Raw genomic sequence first — 16788 nt, forward strand, 5'->3', positions numbered from 1 at the left:
CTTCACAGGCGGGGCAGCATCCCCGCAGCGGCGGCGTCGTTACGCAGTCCGGACTGCGCGGGTGGGTCGCGCGGCGGTGATCGCTGTGTTCTCGGAGGGTGCCAGGACGTGTCACCTCAGCTCGCCGGCGGCAGGGGAGGGCCGGGCCGGCTGCAACCGTTGCTGGGGGTGGTGCTGGACGCGCTCGCGCAGGGTGCCGCGCGGCGCGCGGGACCCCTGCCCGCGGGCGGACCGTGGGCAGTGGCCTCGCGGGCCGCGGAGGCACTGGGCGAGGTGCTGCCGGAGCACGGTACGGGGGCCGAGGAGGCCCTGCGGACGCTGGTGCGGCTGGCCGCCGAAGGCGCCGCGGACCCGGCGGAGCCGTTCTGCGTCGCGCATCTGCACTGCCCGCCGCTGGCGGTGGCCGTGGCTGCCGACCTGGCCGCGAGCGCGCTGAATCCGTCGATGGACTCCTGGGACCAGGCCCCGGCGGCGACCGCCCTGGAGGCGGCGGTGACGGCGGCGCTGGCACGGCTCGTGCACCCCGCGGCGGCGGCGCCCGACGCCCTGATCACCACCGGCGGTACCGAGTCCAACCAGCTCGCGCTGCTGCTCGCCCGCGAACGCGCCCCCGGTGTGCGGATCGTGACCGGGGCCAACGTCCACCACAGCGTGCCCCGCGCCGCATGGCTGCTGGGGCTGCCGGAGCCGGTCGTCCTGGACACCCCCGCCGGGGTGCTCGATCCCGCGCGGGCACGCACCGCGCTCGCCGCCGTCACGGGCCCGGCCCTGCTCGTCGCCACGGCCGGGACCACCGACACCGGGGCCGTCGACCCGCTGCCCGAACTCGCCCGGGCCGCACGGGAGTACGGCGCCGGGCTGCATGTGGACGCGGCCTACGGCGGCCCCCTGCTGTTCAGTGACCGGGAGGCGCCGCGGCTGGCCGGGCTGGCGGAGGCCGGCACCGTCACCCTGGACCTGCACAAGCTCGGCTGGCAGCCCGTCGCGGCGGGCGTGCTCGCCGTGCGCGAGGGGGAGTGGCTGCGTCCGCTGGCGCACCAGGCGGACTATCTCAACGCCGCCGACGACACCGAGGCCGGCTTCCCCGATCTGCTCGGCCGCTCGCTGCGCACCACGCGCCGCCCGGATGTGCTGAAGATCGCCGTGACGCTGCGCGCCCTCGGCAGGCAGGGCCTGGGCGGGCTCGTGGACACCGTCTGCGACCGGGCCCGCGAGCTCGCCGGCCTGGTGGAGCGGCATCCGGACCTCACCCTGTACGCCCGCCCCGCGATCAGCACCGTGCTGCTGCGCCCCACCGGGGCCGACGACGAAGCCGTCGCCGCGATCCGGCGCCGGCTGATGCTCGACGGACGGGCGGTCCTCGGCCGGGCCCGCGCCGGCGGACGCCTGTGGCTCAAGGCGACCCTCCTCAACCCGGCGCAGGCCGCCGGCGACCTCGAGGCACTCCTCGCGCTCGTGTGCGCGACCCATCAGGAAGGCAGCACCTCCGATGACCGTGGCTGAAGACGCCGAGTACACCCCGCACACCGAGTACACCCCGCACACCGAGTACACCCCGCACACCGAGCACACCGCACACGCCGCCTACGCCCAAGAGACCGCGCCGTACGCCGAGCAGCCCTACGACCTGCTCGGCATCGGCATCGGGCCGTTCAACCTGTCCCTGGCCGCCCTCGCCGACGGCGTCCCGTACCTCAGTGCCGCCTTCTACGACCAGGAGCCTGCCTTCCACTGGCACCCCGGGCTGCTGATCGAGGGCGCGACCCTCCAAGTGCCCTTCCTGGCCGACCTGGTGAGCCTCGCCGACCCCTCCAGCCGCTGGTCCTTCCTGAACTGGCTGAAAGCCCGTGAGCGGCTGTTCCCGTTCTACTTCGCCGAGCGCTTCCATGTGCACCGCGCCGAGTACGACGCCTACTGCCGCTGGGTCGCCGAGTCGCTGACCAGCACCCATTTCGGCCACCAGGTCGACTCCGTCCGCTGGAACCCGGGCCGCGGCCTGTTCGAGGTCGGCCACACCCGGTTCGGCGCCGACGGAAAGGCCGGGTCGGCGGGCCTCAGCCACGCCCGCAACCTCGTCCTCGGCATCGGCTCCCAGCCGTACGTCCCCGAGGCGCTGCGCCCGCTCACCGATGTGTCGGTGGTGCCGGTCGTGCACTCCGCGGACTACCTGGCACACCGCGACCGGCTGCTGGCCGCCGGCCACGTCACGGTCGTCGGCGCCGGACAGTCCGGTGCCGAGGTCTTCCTCGACCTGCTGCGCGCCCGTCCCGCCGGGGGCGAGCGGCTGACGTGGATCGCGCGCAGTCCCGCCTTCGCGCCGATGGAGTACAGCAAGCTCGGCCTGGAGCAGTTCACCCCCGACTACGCGCGCTTCTTCCACGGCCTGGCCGAGCCGGTGCGCGACGGCCTGCTGCCCCGGCAGTGGCAGTTGCACCGGGCCGTCGACCACGGCACCCTCGCCGCCATCCACGACGAGCTCTACCGCCGCTCCCTCGGCGGCTGGCCGGACGTCGTCCTCACCCCCGGTGTCACCGTGCGCACCGCGGGACGGATGGGCCTGGGCGCCGTCGAACTCCACCTGGAGCACCAGGAGCAGGGCACCCGCACCCGGATGGTCACCAACGCCGTGGTGCTCGCCACCGGCTACCGCGAGCGGCCCACCGACAGGCTGCTCGCGGCCCTGGACCCGTACATCCGCCACGACGCGGCGGGCCGGCCCCGGATCGACGAGCAGCACCGGATCGTGCTGGACCCGGCGGTCGGCGGATCGGTGTACGTGCAGAACGCGGACCGCCACTCCCACGGTGTCGGTGCCCCCGACCTGGGCCTGGCCGCGTGGCGCTCGGCGGTCATCCTCAACTCCGTGACGGGCAAGGAGCCCTATCCGCTCCCCGCCCGCACGGCCTTCACGACATACGGCCTGAACTCGGTCACTGCGCCGGTCAGCGAGATCCCTTCCGCACGGCTCGCAGGTATTCGCGGTTCATAGCGGCGATCGACGGCAGCGGGATGCCCTTGGGGCAGGCCGTGGCGCACTCACCGGTGTTGGTGCAGCCGCCGAAGCCCTGGTCGTCCATGGCGGCGACCATGTTCAGCACCCGGGTCTCCCGCTCCGGACCACCCTGCGGCAGCACATTGAGGTGGTTGACCTTGGCGGAGGTGAAGAGCATCGCCGAGCCGTTGGGGCAGGCCGCCACGCAGGCCCCGCAGCCGATGCACTCCGCGTGCTCGAAGGCGAGGTCGGCGGCCGCCTTGGGGACGGCCGTCGCGTGCGCCTCGGGCGCGCTGCCGGTCGGCACCGAGATGTACCCGCCGGCCTGGATCACCCGGTCGAAGGCCGAGCGGTCCACGACCAGGTCCTTGACCACCGGGAAGGCGGCGGCCCGCCACGGCTCGACGTCGACGGTGTCGCCGTCCTCGAAGTGCCGCATGTGCAGCTGGCAGGTGGTGGTCCGCTCAGGTCCGTGCGCCTGCCCGTTGATGACCATGCCGCAGGCGCCGCAGATGCCCTCGCGGCAGTCGTGGTCGAAGGCGACGGGCTCGTCGCCGGCGAGGATCAGTTCCTCGTTGAGGACGTCGAGCATCTCCAGGAACGACATGTCGGGACTGATGTCCTCGACGCGGTAGGTGACCATGGCGCCGTCCTCCTGCGAGGACCGCTGGCGCCAGATGCGCAGGGTGAGGTTCACGCGTAGCTCCGCTGGGTGGGGTGTACGTAGTCGAAGGTGAGCGCCTCCTTGTGGAGCACCGGCGCGCCGTCGTCGCCGGGGTACTCCCAGGCGGCGGCGTACGAGAACCTCTCGTCGTCGCGCAGCGCCTCCCCTTCGGGGGTCTGGCTGTCCTCGCGGAAGTGGCCGCCGCAGGACTCGGCGCGGTGCAGTGCGTCCAGGCACATCAGCTCGGCCAGCTCGAGGAAGTCCGCGACCCGGTTGGCCTTCTCCAGGGACTGGTTGAACTCCTCGCCGCTGCCGGGCACCTTGATGCGGCGCCAGAACTCCTCGCGCAGTGCGGGGATGCGCTCCATCGCCTTGCGCAGGCCGCTCTCGGTGCGGGCCATGCCGCACTCGTCCCACAGCAGCTCGCCGAGCTCGCGGTGGAAGGAGTCCGGGGTGCGGTCGCCGTCCACGGACAGCAGCAGGTTCAGCCGGTCCTCGACCTCCGCGACGGCCTCGGCGACGGCCGGGTGGTCCGGGGCGACCGCCTCGTGGGGGCCGCGCGCCAGGTAGTCGTTGATCGTGGCGGGCAGCACGAAGTAGCCGTCGGCCAGGCCCTGCATCAGGGCGCTGGCGCCGAGCCGGTTGGCGCCGTGGTCGGAGAAGTTGGCCTCGCCGATCGCGAACAGGCCGGGGACCGTGGTCTGGAGGTCGTAGTCCACCCACAGGCCGCCCATCGTGTAGTGCACGGCGGGGTAGATCCGCATCGGCCGGGTGTACGGGTCCTCGGCGGTGATCCGCTCGTACATCTCGAAGAGGTTGCCGTACTTCGCCTCCACCTCGGCGCGGCCCAGGCGGGCGATCGCGTCGGCGAAGTCCAGGTAGACGCCCTGGCCGCCGGGGCCGACGCCGCGGCCCTCGTCGCAGACGTTCTTGGCGGCGCGCGAGGCGATGTCACGGGGGACCAGGTTGCCGAAGGAGGGGTAGATCCGCTCCAGGTAGTAGTCCCGCTCGTCCTCGGGGATCTCGTGCGGCGGGCGGTCGTCGCCCTTGGCCTTCGGCACCCAGATGCGGCCGTCGTTGCGCAGCGACTCGCTCATCAGGGTCAGCTTCGACTGGTGGTCGCCCGAGCGCGGGATGCAGGTGGGGTGGATCTGCGTGAAGCAGGGGTTGGCGAAGTACGCGCCCCGGCGGTGCGCCCGCCAGATGGCGGTCGCGTTGGAGCCCTTGGCGTTGGTCGACAGGTAGAAGACGTTGCCGTAGCCGCCGCTCGCCAGCACCACGGCGTCGCCCAGGTGCACCGAGATCTCGCCGCTGACCAGGTCGCGGGCCACGATGCCGCGGGCCCGGCCGTCCACCACGACCAGGTCCAGCATCTCGGTGCGGGCGTGCAGTTCCACGTTCCCCGCGTCGATCTGCCGGGACAGCGCCTGGTAGGCGCCGAGCAGCAGCTGCTGGCCCGTCTGGCCGCGGGCGTAGAAGGTCCTGGAGACCTGTACGCCGCCGAAGGAGCGGGTGTCCAGCAGGCCGCCGTACTCGCGGGCGAAGGGCACGCCCTGGGCCACGCACTGGTCGATGATCTGCAGCGACACCTCGGCGAGGCGGTGCACATTGGACTCGCGGGCCCTGAAGTCGCCGCCCTTGACGGTGTCGTAGAACAGGCGGTGCACGCTGTCGCCGTCGTTGCGGTAGTTCTTCGCCGCGTTGATGCCGCCCTGGGCGGCGATCGAGTGCGCCCGGCGCGGCGAATCCTGGTAGCAGAACTGCACGACGTGGTAGCCCTGTTCGGCCAGCGTCGCCCCCGCGGAGCCGCCCGCCAGGCCCGTGCCGACGACGATGACCTTGTGCTTGCGCCGGTTGGCCGGGTTGACGAGCTTCGCCTCGAACTTGCGGCGGCTCCAGCGCTCCTCGATGGGCGCGGAGGGCGCCTTGGTGTCGGCGATCGGCTCGCCCTCGCGATACTGCATGGTCAGTCCACCAATCCGGTCATCACGGCGACGGGTACCAGGACGAATCCCGCGGTCAGCACCAGCGCCAGCACGTTCGCGGTGGCCTTCAGGGCCCGGTCGCTGCGCTTGGTGACCGCCCCGAGGGTCTGCGCCGCGCTCCAGAACCCGTGCCTGACGTGCAGGCCGAGGGCGAGCATCGCCACGATGTAGACGACGTTCACCCACCACAGCCGGAAGTCGGCCACCACGTTCTCGTAGGGGTGCTCCGCCTGGCCGCGCGGGTTCACGGTCAGCGTCGTCAGGTCGAGGATGTGCCACACGATGAAGAGGCCGAGGATCACCCCGCCCCAGCGCATCGTCCGTGTCGCGTAGCTCGCGCGCGGCCGTGTGTGCGCGTACTTCGCCGGGCGCGCCCTGATGTCGCGCCTGCTGAGCTGGTAGGCGGCCACGCCGTGCAGGACGACCGCGGCCACCAGGCCCGTCCGCTGGATGTACAGGTACCAGCCGTTGTGCAGGGCCGGCTCGCCGATGGTGCGCAGCCATGCCGCGTACCCGTTGAACTCCGTGGGGCCGAAGAAGATCTTCAGATTGCCCACCATGTGCGCGACCAGGAACAGCAGCATGATCACGCCGGTCGCGGCCATGACCGCCTTCTTGCCCACGGTCGAGCCCCACAGCGCCCGCACCGCGGACGGTCGCACCGCTCTCGTCGCCAAAGCCATGCGGCTGACGCTAGATCCCGGCGCATTGAAAGGTCCAAGACGAGTTCGGGCTCGTTTCGATAGGTCTGTCCTATCGTCGATTGGCGTGTCGATTACCGTGGGCAGCGTGCAGCTGCAACAACTCGTCTACTTCCTGGCCGTCACCGACGCCCGGCACTTCACCCGGGCCGCCGAGCGCGTCCACGTGGCCCAGCCCTCGCTGTCGCAGCAGATCAAGGCCCTGGAGCGGGAACTCGGCGCGGAACTGTTCAGCCGGGCCCGGGGCAACATCGCGCTCACCGACGCGGGGGAGGCGCTGCTGCCGATCGCCCGGCGCATCGTCGCGGACACCGAGGCCGCCACGCAGGAGGTCCAGGAACTGGTCCAGCTGCGCCGCGGGCGGGTGCGCCTCGGGGCCACGCCGAGCCTGTGCACCGGCCTGCTCCCCGACGTGCTGCGCGACTTCCACACCCGCTACCCGGGCATCCGGCTGGTCGTGGAGGAGGGCGGCTCCCGCGACCTGGTCAGGGAGCTGGCCTCCGGCAGTCTGGACCTGGCACTGATCGTGCTGCCCCTGCAGAGCCACGACCCGGCGCTGGACGCCACCCCGCTGCTGCACGAGGACCTGGTCGTGGTCACCGCGGCCGACGCGCCGCCGCCCTGGCCGGGGCCCCGGGTCGCCGTGGCCGATCTGCGGGACCAGCCCCTGGTGATGTTCCGCCGCGGCTACGACCTGCGGGAACTGACCGTCGGCGCGTGCCGGGCGGCAGGCTTCGAGCCCCTCCTCGCGATCGAGGGCGGCGAGATGGACGCCGTCCTCGGCTTCGTCGAGGCGGGGCTCGGCCACGCCGTCGTGCCCAGCATGGTCGCCGGGCGCCGCCCGCGGCTGCGGACGACGCTCTTCACGGCACCGGGGCTGCAACGCACCGTCGCCCTCGCCCACCGCAAGGACGCCGAACCGCCGCGTGCCGCCCGCGAACTGCGCCGGGTGCTGCTGGAGCACGTACAGGACAGGGACTGCCCATCCCGGCAGACGCGGCGGCGGGACTGACGGATCAGAACACCGGCACGCCCTCGCGGGTCAGCTTCCAGTCCTCGCCGGCGAACCGCGCCGGGTCGATGGTGCCGGTCGCCTCGACGTAGTTGATGATCGTGTTCCGGATCTCCTCGGAGTTCGCCCACACCTGCGGCGCGGAGGCGACACCGGGGAAGTTGCCGCCGCCGTTGGCACGGTAGTTGTTCACGGCGAACACAAAGCGCGCGGACTCGTCGATGGGCGCGCCCTCGAAGCGCACCTGCGAGACACGCGAGCCGGCCGGCCTGGCGATGTCGATCTCGTAGCTGACACCACTGACCACGTCGTAGTTGTAGTCCGGGGTGTTGCCGGCATTTGTCAGCTTCGACACGTCGACCGGGGCGCCGGCCGGGGTCTGCACGAAGTAGTTCGCGGAGAACTCCAGGTACGCCTTGATCTGGGCACCGGTCAGGACGCGGGCCTCCAGCGTGTTCTCGAACACGTACAGGCCGGCCACGTCGCGCAGGGTGACCCGGCCCGCCGGGATGGCGGCCGTGCGGGAGAAGCACGCGGCCTGCGACAGCACCGGCAGGGCGGCGTACTCGGTGCCCGCCAGCGCGGCCTTGACCGTCTCGGCCTGCACGTGGTTGATGAAGTCGATGATCGGGGTGTCCTTGTACGGGGACTCGGTGGCCGACATCGCGGCGGCGGAGTCGCCGATCACCTGGTTCACGTAGGTGACGACCTTCGCGTGCTCGTCGCGCAGCAGCCCGACGATCTCCGGGTCCTCCTCGACCGTGTTGGAGTTGAGCACGGACGCGCCGACCGTGACGACCTCCCAGGCGCCGCCCACCCTCTCCATCTCGAAGTCGAAGACGGTCAGCCGCTGGCCCCACTTGGACGGCTCGGACAGCACCACGCCCTGGCCGGTCTGCTTGTTGGCCACCACGTACTCGGGGATCTCGCTGTGCGCGTGGCCCACGAGGATCGCGTCGATGCCCGGCACCCGCTCGGCCACCAGTGCCGCCGCGTTCTCCACGTACGGCAGCTGGTCACCCCAGGAGGAGGTGCCCGAGGTGCCGCTGTGCGCCGAGACGATCACCACGTCGGCGCCCATCGCGCGCAGCCGCGGCACGTACGCGGCCGCCTGCTCCTCCAGGCCCGGGAACGTCATCTTCCCCTGGACGTTGCCCTTGTCCCAGATCGCGATGCCTGGGTTGGTCAGGCCCAGGACGGCCACCGTCACGTCCGGCGCGCCCTGCACCCGCATCCGGTGGAGGGAGTACGGCGCGAAAGCGGGCTGCCCGGTCTTCGCGTCCAGGGCGTTGGCGCCCAGCAGCGGGAACTTGCACTGGTGCTCGAACTCGCGCAGCAGCGGGATGCCGTAGTTGAACTCGTGGTTGCCGAGGGCCGCCGCGTCGTAATCCATCGCGTTCATGGCCTGGGCCATCGGGTGCTTGGGGCCGTGCTTCGCGGTGATCGGGTCGACCCGGGCGTAGTAGTACGACAGCTGGGTGCCCTGGATGGTGTCGCCCGCGTCGATCAGCAGGACGTTGCGGCGGCCCTTGGCGGCCCGCTGCTGCTTGACCAGCGTGGAGATCTTGGCGAGGCCGACGTCGTTGTGCGGCTTGTCGTCGAACTCGGCGTCGGTGAAGTAGTCCCAGTTGAAGACGTTGCCGTGCAGGTCCGTGGTGCCGAGGACACTGAACGAGTAGCGCTCGGGCTCCTCCGGCTTGTGGCTCCTTGCCTGGGCGGGAGCCGCCGTGGCCAGTGCGCCTGCCGCACCGGTCAGCGCGAGCCCCGCCCCGGTGACGGCGGAGCGGTTGAGGAAGTCCCTGCGGTTGAGCGGCATACGTCGGCTCCCGTTGGTTGACGGAACGATGGGCGACTCTCTGCGGTAACGCGCGTAGATTCTGACCCAGGCACTACACCCCGCAACACCCCCGCGACGTTGCGATCAGATGACTCGTCAGCGAGGCCACGCCCTGAGACAGTGGGACGCATGACGAACGAAGCGGCCAGGACGTACCCGACCCCCGAGGTCCCGCACGTGGGCGTCCGGGGCGAGGCGACCCTCGAGGTCGAGCCCGAACTCGCCCGGATCGCCGTCACCGTCAGCGCCCGCGGCACGGACCGCCGCGGCACCCTGGACGGCCTCGGCGCGCGCAACGCCCAGGTGCTGGAACTGGCCAAGGGCTACGGCGAGGCGGTCGACAAGCTGGAGACCGGCGCCTTCGTGATCACCCCGGAGCTGCGCGAGCGCCGCCGCGGGGAGCGGATCCGGGCCTACCACGGCAGTGTTCGCATCGGCGTCACCCTCACCGACTTCACCGCCCTGGGCGAACTCACCACCCGCCTGGCCGACCTCGACCTCACCCGCGTCGACGGCCCCTGGTGGTCCCTGCGCCCGGACTCCCCGGCCTACCGCGCGGCCCGGCAGCTGGCCGTGCGCGACGCCGTGCAGCGCGCCCGCGAGTACGCCGAGGCGCTCGGCGCGCGGCTGCTCGCCCTGGTCGAACTGGCCGACGAGGGCATGCAGCAGACGCTCCCCTTCCCGGGCCGCCCGGCGATGCGGGCCGCCGCCTTCGCCGCCGCGCCGGGCGGCGCGGAGGACATGGCCCAGGCCCTCGACATGGAGCCGGCGCAACAGAGCGTGTACGCCCAGGTCACGGCGCACTTCACGATGACGGCCCCGGACCTGTCGGCCTAGCCGCGGGATCCGGCCCCGGGGGGCGTTGGACGCGGGGGCGACGCGGCCATTGTCGCCATGTGCGCTGTTCACGGCGACATCACCCCGAATGCCGCGTACGTCTGTTCATCGGTTGTCGGCAAGCGTTAATCACGGCGACGTTGGACAGTCGCCTTGCGCGGGCTCTCTACTGTGAAGTAGGTCATAGGCTCCCCCCATGCGCCGAGCAAAAATCGTCTGCACCCTCGGGCCCGCCACCGACGGCTACGACCAGATCAAGGCTCTGGTCGAGGCCGGGATGGACGTCGCCCGCCTGAACATGAGCCATGGCTGCCTCGCCGATCACGAAGAGCGGTACCAGCGCGTGCGCAAGGCCTCCGACGAGAACGGCCGCAGCGTCGGGATCCTCGCGGACCTTCAAGGCCCGAAGATCCGCCTGGGACGTTTCGCCGAAGGACCCGTACTCCTTGAACGTGGTGACGAGTTCACGATCACCACCGAGGAGGTCCAGGGAGACCGGCTGATGTGCGGCACGACGTACGCGGGTCTCGCCGGCGACGTCACGCGCGGTGAGCGCATCCTCGTCGACGACGGCCGGGTCACCCTCGAGGTCACTGAGGTCGACGGCCCCCACGTCCGCACCATGTGCATCGAGGGCGGCCTGATCTCCGACCACAAGGGGCTGAACCTCCCCGGCGTCGCCGTGTCCGTGCCGGCCCTGTCAGAGAAGGACGTGACCGACCTGCGCTGGGCGCTGCGCACCGGGGTCGACATCATCGCGCTCTCCTTCGTGCGCAGCGGGCGGGACGCCGAGGAAGTGCTGCGGATCATGCGCGAGGAGGACCGCCGGGTCCCCGTCATCGCCAAGATCGAGAAGCCTCAGGCGGTGGAGAATCTGGAGGAGATCGTCGCCGCCTTCGATGGCATCATGGTTGCCCGCGGCGACCTCGGCGTCGAGATGCCGCTGGAGGCCGTCCCCCTGGTCCAGAAGCGCGCGGTGAGCCTCGCCCGGCGCAACGCCAAGCCGGTGATCGTGGCGACCCAGATGCTGGAGTCGATGATCGAGTCCTCCCGGCCCACCCGCGCCGAGGCCTCCGACGTCGCGAACGCGGTCATGGACGGCGCGGACGCGGTGATGCTGTCCGGCGAGACCAGTGTCGGCAAGCACCCCGTCGAGACGGTGAAGACCATGAGCCGGATCGTCGCCTCCGCCGAGGAGGACATGCTCGCGGGCGGCCTGCCGCCGCTGACCGAGCAGAACAAGCCGCGTACCCAGGGCGGTGCCGTCGCCCGCGCGGCGGCCGAGATCGGGGACTTCCTGGACGCCAAGTACCTGGTGGCGTTCACCCAGTCCGGCGACACCGTCCGCCGGCTGTCCCGCTACCGCTCGCCGATCCCCGTCCTGGCCTTCACCCCCGAGCCGGCGACCCGCTCGCAGCTCAGCCTCACCTGGGGGGTGGAGACCTTCATCGGGCCGGTGGTGCAGACGACCGACGAGATGATCCAGCAGGTCGACGAGCAACTGCTGCGGATCGGCCGCTGCCAGAAGGGCGACACCGTGGTCATCACGGCCGGCTCGCCCCCCGGCGTGCCGGGCTCCACCAACCTCGTGCGGGTGCACCACATCGGCGAGGACGACTCGCCTTCGGGCCGCTGACGGCGGGCTGCCGGCCGCGTGCGGCAGCCGGTGGCGCGACGTCCCGCGGAAGACAGCGCGTCAGGCGGGGAACCAGCGGGAGCCGGTTCCCCGCCTGACGCACTGTCCGTCAGGTCTGACGGGCCTTGCCGGTCAGCCGGCCTGGCCGGAGGCGGTGGCGCCCTCGGTCTCCGTGGAGGAGGGGGAAGGCGATCCGCCGGGCGTCTCCGTCGCGCAGGGGTCCGGCGAACCGGTCGGCGACGAGGTGTCCGTGGGCGTGGGAGTCGCGCCGTCCGTGGGCGACGCGGAGCCGCTCGGACAGGTCGGCGACGTGGGGTCCGTCGGCGTGTCCGTCGGATCCGTGGTGGGGCCACCGGTGGTCGGATCGCCGGTGGTCGGATCGCCGGTGGGCGAGGCCGGACCGGTCGGCGAGGTGCCGCCGGTGGGCGTCGGGGTGCCGATCGTGCCGCTGGACGACGACGTGGGCCGCGGCGACTTGGTGGGCCGGGGCGAGGCCGGTCCGGTCGGCCAGGCCGACGGAGACGGCGACCAGGAGGGGAAGGGCTGCGGGGTGGCTGTCGGCACGGTCTCCGGCGTGTCGCTGCCGGCGCCCCCGATGTCCGGGAGCGAGACGACGCCGCTCTTGCGGAAGTGGGCGTACCAGGCCAGCACGGTGTTCAGGTACTCCTCGGAGTGGTTGTACCCGAGGATGGCCTGGTGGAGGTTGCTCTCCACCGACATGTCACGGTTGCCCGCGCACAGGTATCGGCCGGCGGCCAGTGCCGCGTCAAATATGTTGTTCGGGTTGGCCACCCCGTCGCCGTTGCCGTCGGCGCCCCAGGTCTGCCAGGTCTGCGGGATGAACTGCATCGGGCCGACCGCGCGGTCGTGGACGCTGTCCCCGTCCCACGTGCCGTGGTCGGTGTCGGTGATGTTCGCGAAGCCCGCACCGTTCAGGACCGGACCGAGGATCGGGGAGATCGTGGTGCCCTCGGAGTCCACGTTGCCGCCGCGCGCCTGGTTGGACTCCACCTGGCCGATCGCGGCCAGCAGTTCCCAGCGCATGTTGCAGCCCGGGTCGCTGGCGGCGAGCGCCACCTCGGCCCGGCGGTACGCCTCCAGCACCGTCGCCGGCAGCCCCGAGCCGTCGGTGGCCACGTTGCCCGTGCCTGCGCCGGTACCGGTGCCGGGCAGCGTGGACGTGCCGGGCGCGGGCGTGTTGAGCGGCGGGAGCGCGGTGAAGTAGTCCGGCGAGCCACCGTCGATGGGGTCGCCCGGCGGGGGCGTGACAGGGGCACCCGAGCTGGTGTTGATGATCTGCGGGAACGCCGCGGACTGGGAGCCCGTCAGCGCCGCCATGGCCGCGGCGGCCACCGCTGTGCCTGCGACTCCCCTGCGGATTCGCCGTCCGTACCGCGCTCGCATATGGGCTGCCCCTCCCGAAACCGAGTTGCGCGTCTCCCTGCGCGACAACCCTGGTGACCCTACGGCAACTTCCTGAACGGAGCTACCGTCCAAAGCGCCGCATACTGATCTGACAGACATGTTTCGGAAGGAGGTCGCATGCCGTTCACGATCAGCCACGCCCTGGCGGTGCTCCCCGGCCTGCGGCAGGACCGCGACGGCACCCCGCGCGGCCGTGGCCCGCTGGTCGCCGCGGCTCTGATCGCGGGCTCCTTCGCCCCGGACGTCCCCTACTTCGCCGACTCGCTGGTCTCCGGTGTGTACGGCTACGGCACGTTCACCCACGCGCCGCCGGGCCTGGTCACCGCGGACCCGCTCATCGCGGCGGCGCTGGCCGGTGGCTGGCTGCTGCTGCGCGAACCGGTCGTGGCACTCCTGCCCGAACGGTCGCGGGACCGCGTCGCGGTGCTCACGGGATGCGGTGACCGGCGCCGGCCCACCGTGCGTTCCGCCGCCGCCTTCTGGGTCTCGGCCGCGGCCGGGGCCGTGACCCACGTCGTCTGGGACGCGTTCACCCACCACGACCGCTGGGGCGTCCGCCTGCTGCCGGTGCTGAACCAGCAGGTGCACGGCACACCGCTGCACAAGTACGCGCAGTACGGCAGCTCCGCCGTGGCGCTGGTGGTGCTGGCCGGGTACGCGGTCCGCGCGCTGCACGCCGTGCCGGGACCGCAGCCGCGGCCCGCGGGAGCGCCGGAGCGGGCCGAAAACCGGCGTCAAGGGCTGCCGCGGCTCTCCCGGCGGGTCCGCGGCATCGTTTTGGCCGCGATCGGGACCACCACGGTCGCCGCGGCCGCCGTGCGCGCCGGGCAGTGGTACCGGGCCACCGGTGACGCCTTCGGGATCATCCCGTCCGGGCTCTTCGGCGCCGGCGCCGGCCTGGCCCTGGCCGCCACGGCCTACGCCGGTGCGGTGCGTCTGGCGCACCGCACCGGGGGCGGGACGGCTCAGTGGGCCGCGGACTCCCAGTCCGTACCGACGCCCACCGAGACATCCAGCGGGGCCCGCAGGGGATAGGCGGCGGCCATCTCGCGGCGCACGAGCTCCTCCACGGCGGCCCGCTCGCCCGGAGCCACCTCCAGCACGATTTCGTCGTGCACCTGGAGCAGCATCCGCGACCGCAGCCCCTCCGCGGTCAGCGCCGAGGCGACCTTCAGCATCGCGATCTTGACGATGTCGGCTGCCGAGCCCTGGATCGGCGCGTTCAGCGCCATGCGCTCGGCCATCTCGCGGCGCTGCCGGTTGTCGCTGTTCAGGTCCGGCAGATAACGCCGGCGGCCCATCAGCGTCTCGGTGTAACCCGTCACCCGGGCCTCCTCCACCACGCGCTGGAGATAGTCCCGCACCCCGCCGAACCGCTCGAAGTAGGTGTCCATCAGACCGCGCGCCTCCGCCGCCTCGATGCTCAGCTGCCCCGACAGACCGAACGCCGACAGCCCGTACGCCAGCCCGTACGACATCGCCTTGATCTTCCGCCGCATCTCGGCGTCCACCTGCTCCGCGGGCACCGAGAAGACATAGGAGCCGACGGTGGTGTGCAGGTCCTCGCCCGAGTCGAACGCCGCGATCAGCCCCTCGTCCTCCGACAGATGGGCCATCACCCGCAGCTCGATCTGGCTGTAGTCGGCGGTCAGCAGCGACTCGTAGCCCTCGCCCACCACGAAGCCGCGGCGGATCGCCCGGCCCTCGTCCGTGCGCACCGGAACGTTCTGCAGATTGGGGTCGGTCGACGACAGCCGGCCGGTCGCCGCCACCGTCTGGCTGAACGTGGTGTGGATCCGCCCGTCGGGCGCCACCGTCTTGATCAGGCCCTCCACCGTCACGCGCAGCTTGGCCTGCTCGCGGTGGCGCAGCATGATGACCGGCAACTCGTGCTCGGTCTGCGCGGCCAGCCAGGCCAGAGCGTCCGCGTCGGTGGTCCAACCCGTCTTGGTCTTCTTCGTCTTGGGCAGCCCGAGCTCGCCGAACAGCACCTCCTGCAACTGCTTGGGCGAGCCGAGGTTGAACTCGTGGCCGACCGCGGCGTGCGCCTCCTTCACCGCCAGTTGCACCTCGCCCGCGAACCGCTGCTCCAGGCGCTCCAGATGCTCGCGGTCCGCGGCGATACCCGCCCGCTCCATGCGCGCCAGCAGCGCGGAGGTCGGCAACTCGACCTCCCTCAGCAGGCGCAGCGCGCCGTCCTGCTCCAGCCGGCCCGTGAACGCCTCGCCCAGGTCCAGCACGGCGCGCGCCTGCACCATCAGCGCGTCCGCCTCGGCCTCGTCGTCGGCACCGAAGGCCAACTGGCCGTCCTCGCCGCCGGCCGGGGACAGCTCACGGCCCAGGTACTCCACCGAGAGCGTGTCCAGCGCGAACGAGCGGCGGCCGGGCTTCACCAGGTACGCGGCCAGCGCCGTGCACATCGCGATGCCCTCCACGCTCCAGCCGTGCTCGGCGAAGACCCGCGTCAGGCCCTTCGCGTCGTGCACCACCTTCGGCCGCTGAGGGTCGGCCAGCCACGCAGCGAACGCCCGCTCGTCCTCCTCGTCCAGGGCGGACGGGTCGAACCAGGCGGCCTGCCCGGCCGCGGCCGCCAGCGCGACCTCCGAGACGCTGCCCGCGCCCAGCGCCCAGGCGTCGACCGTGGCGACGCCCAGCGGCCCGCCGCCGTGCTCCGCCAGCCAGCCCGCCAGCTCGCCCGTGCCCAGCACCCGGCCGTCCACGGCGACACCGCCGGCGATCTCCTGCTCCTCCTCCTGCGCCCCGGGATCGGCCGCGAACAGCCGCTCCCGGAAGTTCGGGTGACGGAACTCCAGTGCGTCCAGCACCACGTTGAGGCCCTCGCGGTCGTACGGCAGGCGCTCCAGACCCTCCGGGCCGCAGGGCAGCGTCACATCCCGGACCAGCTCGGTCAGCCGCCGGTTGAGCTTCACCGACTCCAGGTGGGCCCGCAGGTTCTCACCGGCCTTGCCCTTCACCTCGCCCGCGCGCTCCGCCAGTTCCGCGAACGAACCGAACTGGGTGATCCACTTGGCGGCGGTCTTCTCGCCCACACCGGGGATGCCCGGCAGGTTGTCCGACGGGTCGCCGCGCAGCGCCGCGAAGTCCGGGTACTGCGCCGGGGTGAGGCCGTACTTCTCCTCCACCTTCGCCGGGGTGAAACGCGTCAGCTCCGAGACGCCCTTGGTCGGGTAGAGGACCGTGACGTGGTCCGAGACCAGCTGGAAGGAGTCCCGGTCGCCGGTGACGATCAGCACCTCGTAACCCAGCGCCTCCGCCTGGGTGGCGAGCGTGGCGATCACGTCGTCCGCCTCGAAGCCCTCCAGGGCGAAACGCCGCACGCTCATCGAGTCCAGCAGCTCGCCGATCAGCTCGACCTGGCTGCGGAACTCGTCCGGTGTGGCGGACCGGGTGGCCTTGTACTCGGGGAACTCCTCCAGCCGCCAGGTGTGCCGCGAGACGTCGAAAGCCACCGCGAGATGCGTCGGCCGCTCGTCACGGAGCGTGTTGGCCAGCATCGAGGCGAAGCCGTACACCGCGTTCGTCGGCTGACCGGTGGTCGTGTTGAAGTTCTCCACCGGCAGCGCGTAGAACGCCCGGTACGCCAGCGAATGCCCGTCCAGCAGGAGCAGCCGGGGCCGCCCGCTCTCCTGGGGTCCGGTGCCGGTCGCTGCGCTCGTCTTCTCTGCCTTTGCTGCCACG

12 protein-coding genes are annotated in these 16788 nt (G+C 72.0%); 6 read left to right on the plus strand and 6 right to left on the minus strand.

What is annotated here, in order from left to right:
* Nucleotides 1-108 precede the first annotated feature (108 nt).
* Both RV983_RS27010 and RV983_RS27015 read left to right on the plus strand, forming a co-directional pair.
* Nucleotides 109-1503 (plus strand): pyridoxal phosphate-dependent decarboxylase family protein, encoded by a 1395-nt coding sequence (locus RV983_RS27010; RefSeq protein ID WP_475988317.1) that lies wholly within the window; start codon nucleotides 109-111, stop codon nucleotides 1501-1503.
* On the plus strand, nucleotides 1490-2989 hold the full coding sequence (locus RV983_RS27015) for a lysine N(6)-hydroxylase/L-ornithine N(5)-oxygenase family protein (RefSeq protein WP_475988318.1): 1500 nt from the start codon (nucleotides 1490-1492) through the stop codon (nucleotides 2987-2989). The genes RV983_RS27010 and RV983_RS27015 overlap by 14 nt, the downstream gene beginning before the upstream one ends.
* Here RV983_RS27015 and RV983_RS27020 read toward each other — a convergent pair.
* Genes RV983_RS27020 through RV983_RS27030 form a run of 3 tightly spaced genes read right to left on the minus strand, consistent with a single transcriptional unit; the run spans nucleotide 2943 to nucleotide 6324 of the window.
* Complete coding sequence (locus tag RV983_RS27020; protein ID WP_475988319.1) at nucleotides 2943-3689, minus strand: succinate dehydrogenase/fumarate reductase iron-sulfur subunit; 747 nt, start codon at nucleotides 3687-3689, stop codon at nucleotides 2943-2945. The two genes, RV983_RS27015 and RV983_RS27020, sit on opposite strands and share 47 nt — an antisense overlap.
* Entirely contained in the window at nucleotides 3686-5620 is a 1935-nt protein-coding gene (locus tag RV983_RS27025; protein WP_475988320.1) for a fumarate reductase/succinate dehydrogenase flavoprotein subunit, read from the minus strand. Before RV983_RS27025 ends, RV983_RS27020 begins: the two co-directional genes overlap by 4 nt.
* Nucleotides 5621-5622: 2 nt before the next feature.
* Entirely contained in the window at nucleotides 5623-6324 is a 702-nt protein-coding gene (locus RV983_RS27030; protein WP_475988321.1) for a succinate dehydrogenase cytochrome b subunit, read from the minus strand.
* 106 nt (nucleotides 6325-6430) lie between these two features.
* Here RV983_RS27030 and RV983_RS27035 point away from each other — a divergent pair, with 106 nt between their 5' ends.
* Nucleotides 6431-7354, plus strand: a complete 924-nt coding sequence (locus RV983_RS27035; RefSeq protein ID WP_475990472.1) for a LysR family transcriptional regulator — start codon at nucleotides 6431-6433, stop codon at nucleotides 7352-7354.
* A gap of 4 nt (nucleotides 7355-7358) precedes the next feature.
* Here RV983_RS27035 and RV983_RS27040 read toward each other — a convergent pair whose 3' ends face one another.
* Entirely contained in the window at nucleotides 7359-9170 is a 1812-nt protein-coding gene (locus RV983_RS27040) for a bifunctional metallophosphatase/5'-nucleotidase (protein WP_475988322.1), read from the minus strand.
* Between the two features lie 150 nt (nucleotides 9171-9320).
* On the opposite strand from RV983_RS27040, the gene RV983_RS27045 reads away from it, so the two are divergent.
* Together RV983_RS27045 and pyk are read left to right on the plus strand one after the other, a co-directional pair.
* Nucleotides 9321-10028, plus strand: a complete 708-nt coding sequence (locus RV983_RS27045) for an SIMPL domain-containing protein (protein WP_475988323.1) — start codon at nucleotides 9321-9323, stop codon at nucleotides 10026-10028.
* A gap of 196 nt (nucleotides 10029-10224) precedes the next feature.
* Nucleotides 10225-11664 (plus strand): pyruvate kinase, encoded by a 1440-nt coding sequence (gene pyk / locus RV983_RS27050; protein ID WP_475988324.1) that lies wholly within the window; start codon nucleotides 10225-10227, stop codon nucleotides 11662-11664.
* 132 nt (nucleotides 11665-11796) lie between these two features.
* Here pyk and RV983_RS27055 read toward each other — a convergent pair whose 3' ends face one another.
* Entirely contained in the window at nucleotides 11797-13017 is a 1221-nt protein-coding gene (locus RV983_RS27055) for a lytic transglycosylase domain-containing protein (RefSeq protein ID WP_475988325.1), read from the minus strand.
* Between the two features lie 189 nt (nucleotides 13018-13206).
* Between RV983_RS27055 and RV983_RS27060 the strand changes: the two genes are divergently transcribed.
* Nucleotides 13207-14124, plus strand: coding sequence for a DUF4184 family protein (locus RV983_RS27060; RefSeq protein WP_475988326.1), 918 nt, complete (start codon nucleotides 13207-13209; stop codon nucleotides 14122-14124).
* On the opposite strand, the gene polA is transcribed toward RV983_RS27060, so the two are convergent.
* Nucleotides 14055-16787: a DNA polymerase I gene (gene polA / locus RV983_RS27065; protein ID WP_475988327.1), complete on the minus strand. Its 2733-nt coding sequence runs from the start codon at nucleotides 16785-16787 to the stop codon at nucleotides 14055-14057. The two genes, RV983_RS27060 and polA, sit on opposite strands and share 70 nt — an antisense overlap.
* Between the last annotated feature and the right edge of the window lies 1 nt (nucleotide 16788).

It is taken from the genome of Streptomyces sp. RLA123 (assembly GCF_056270165.1).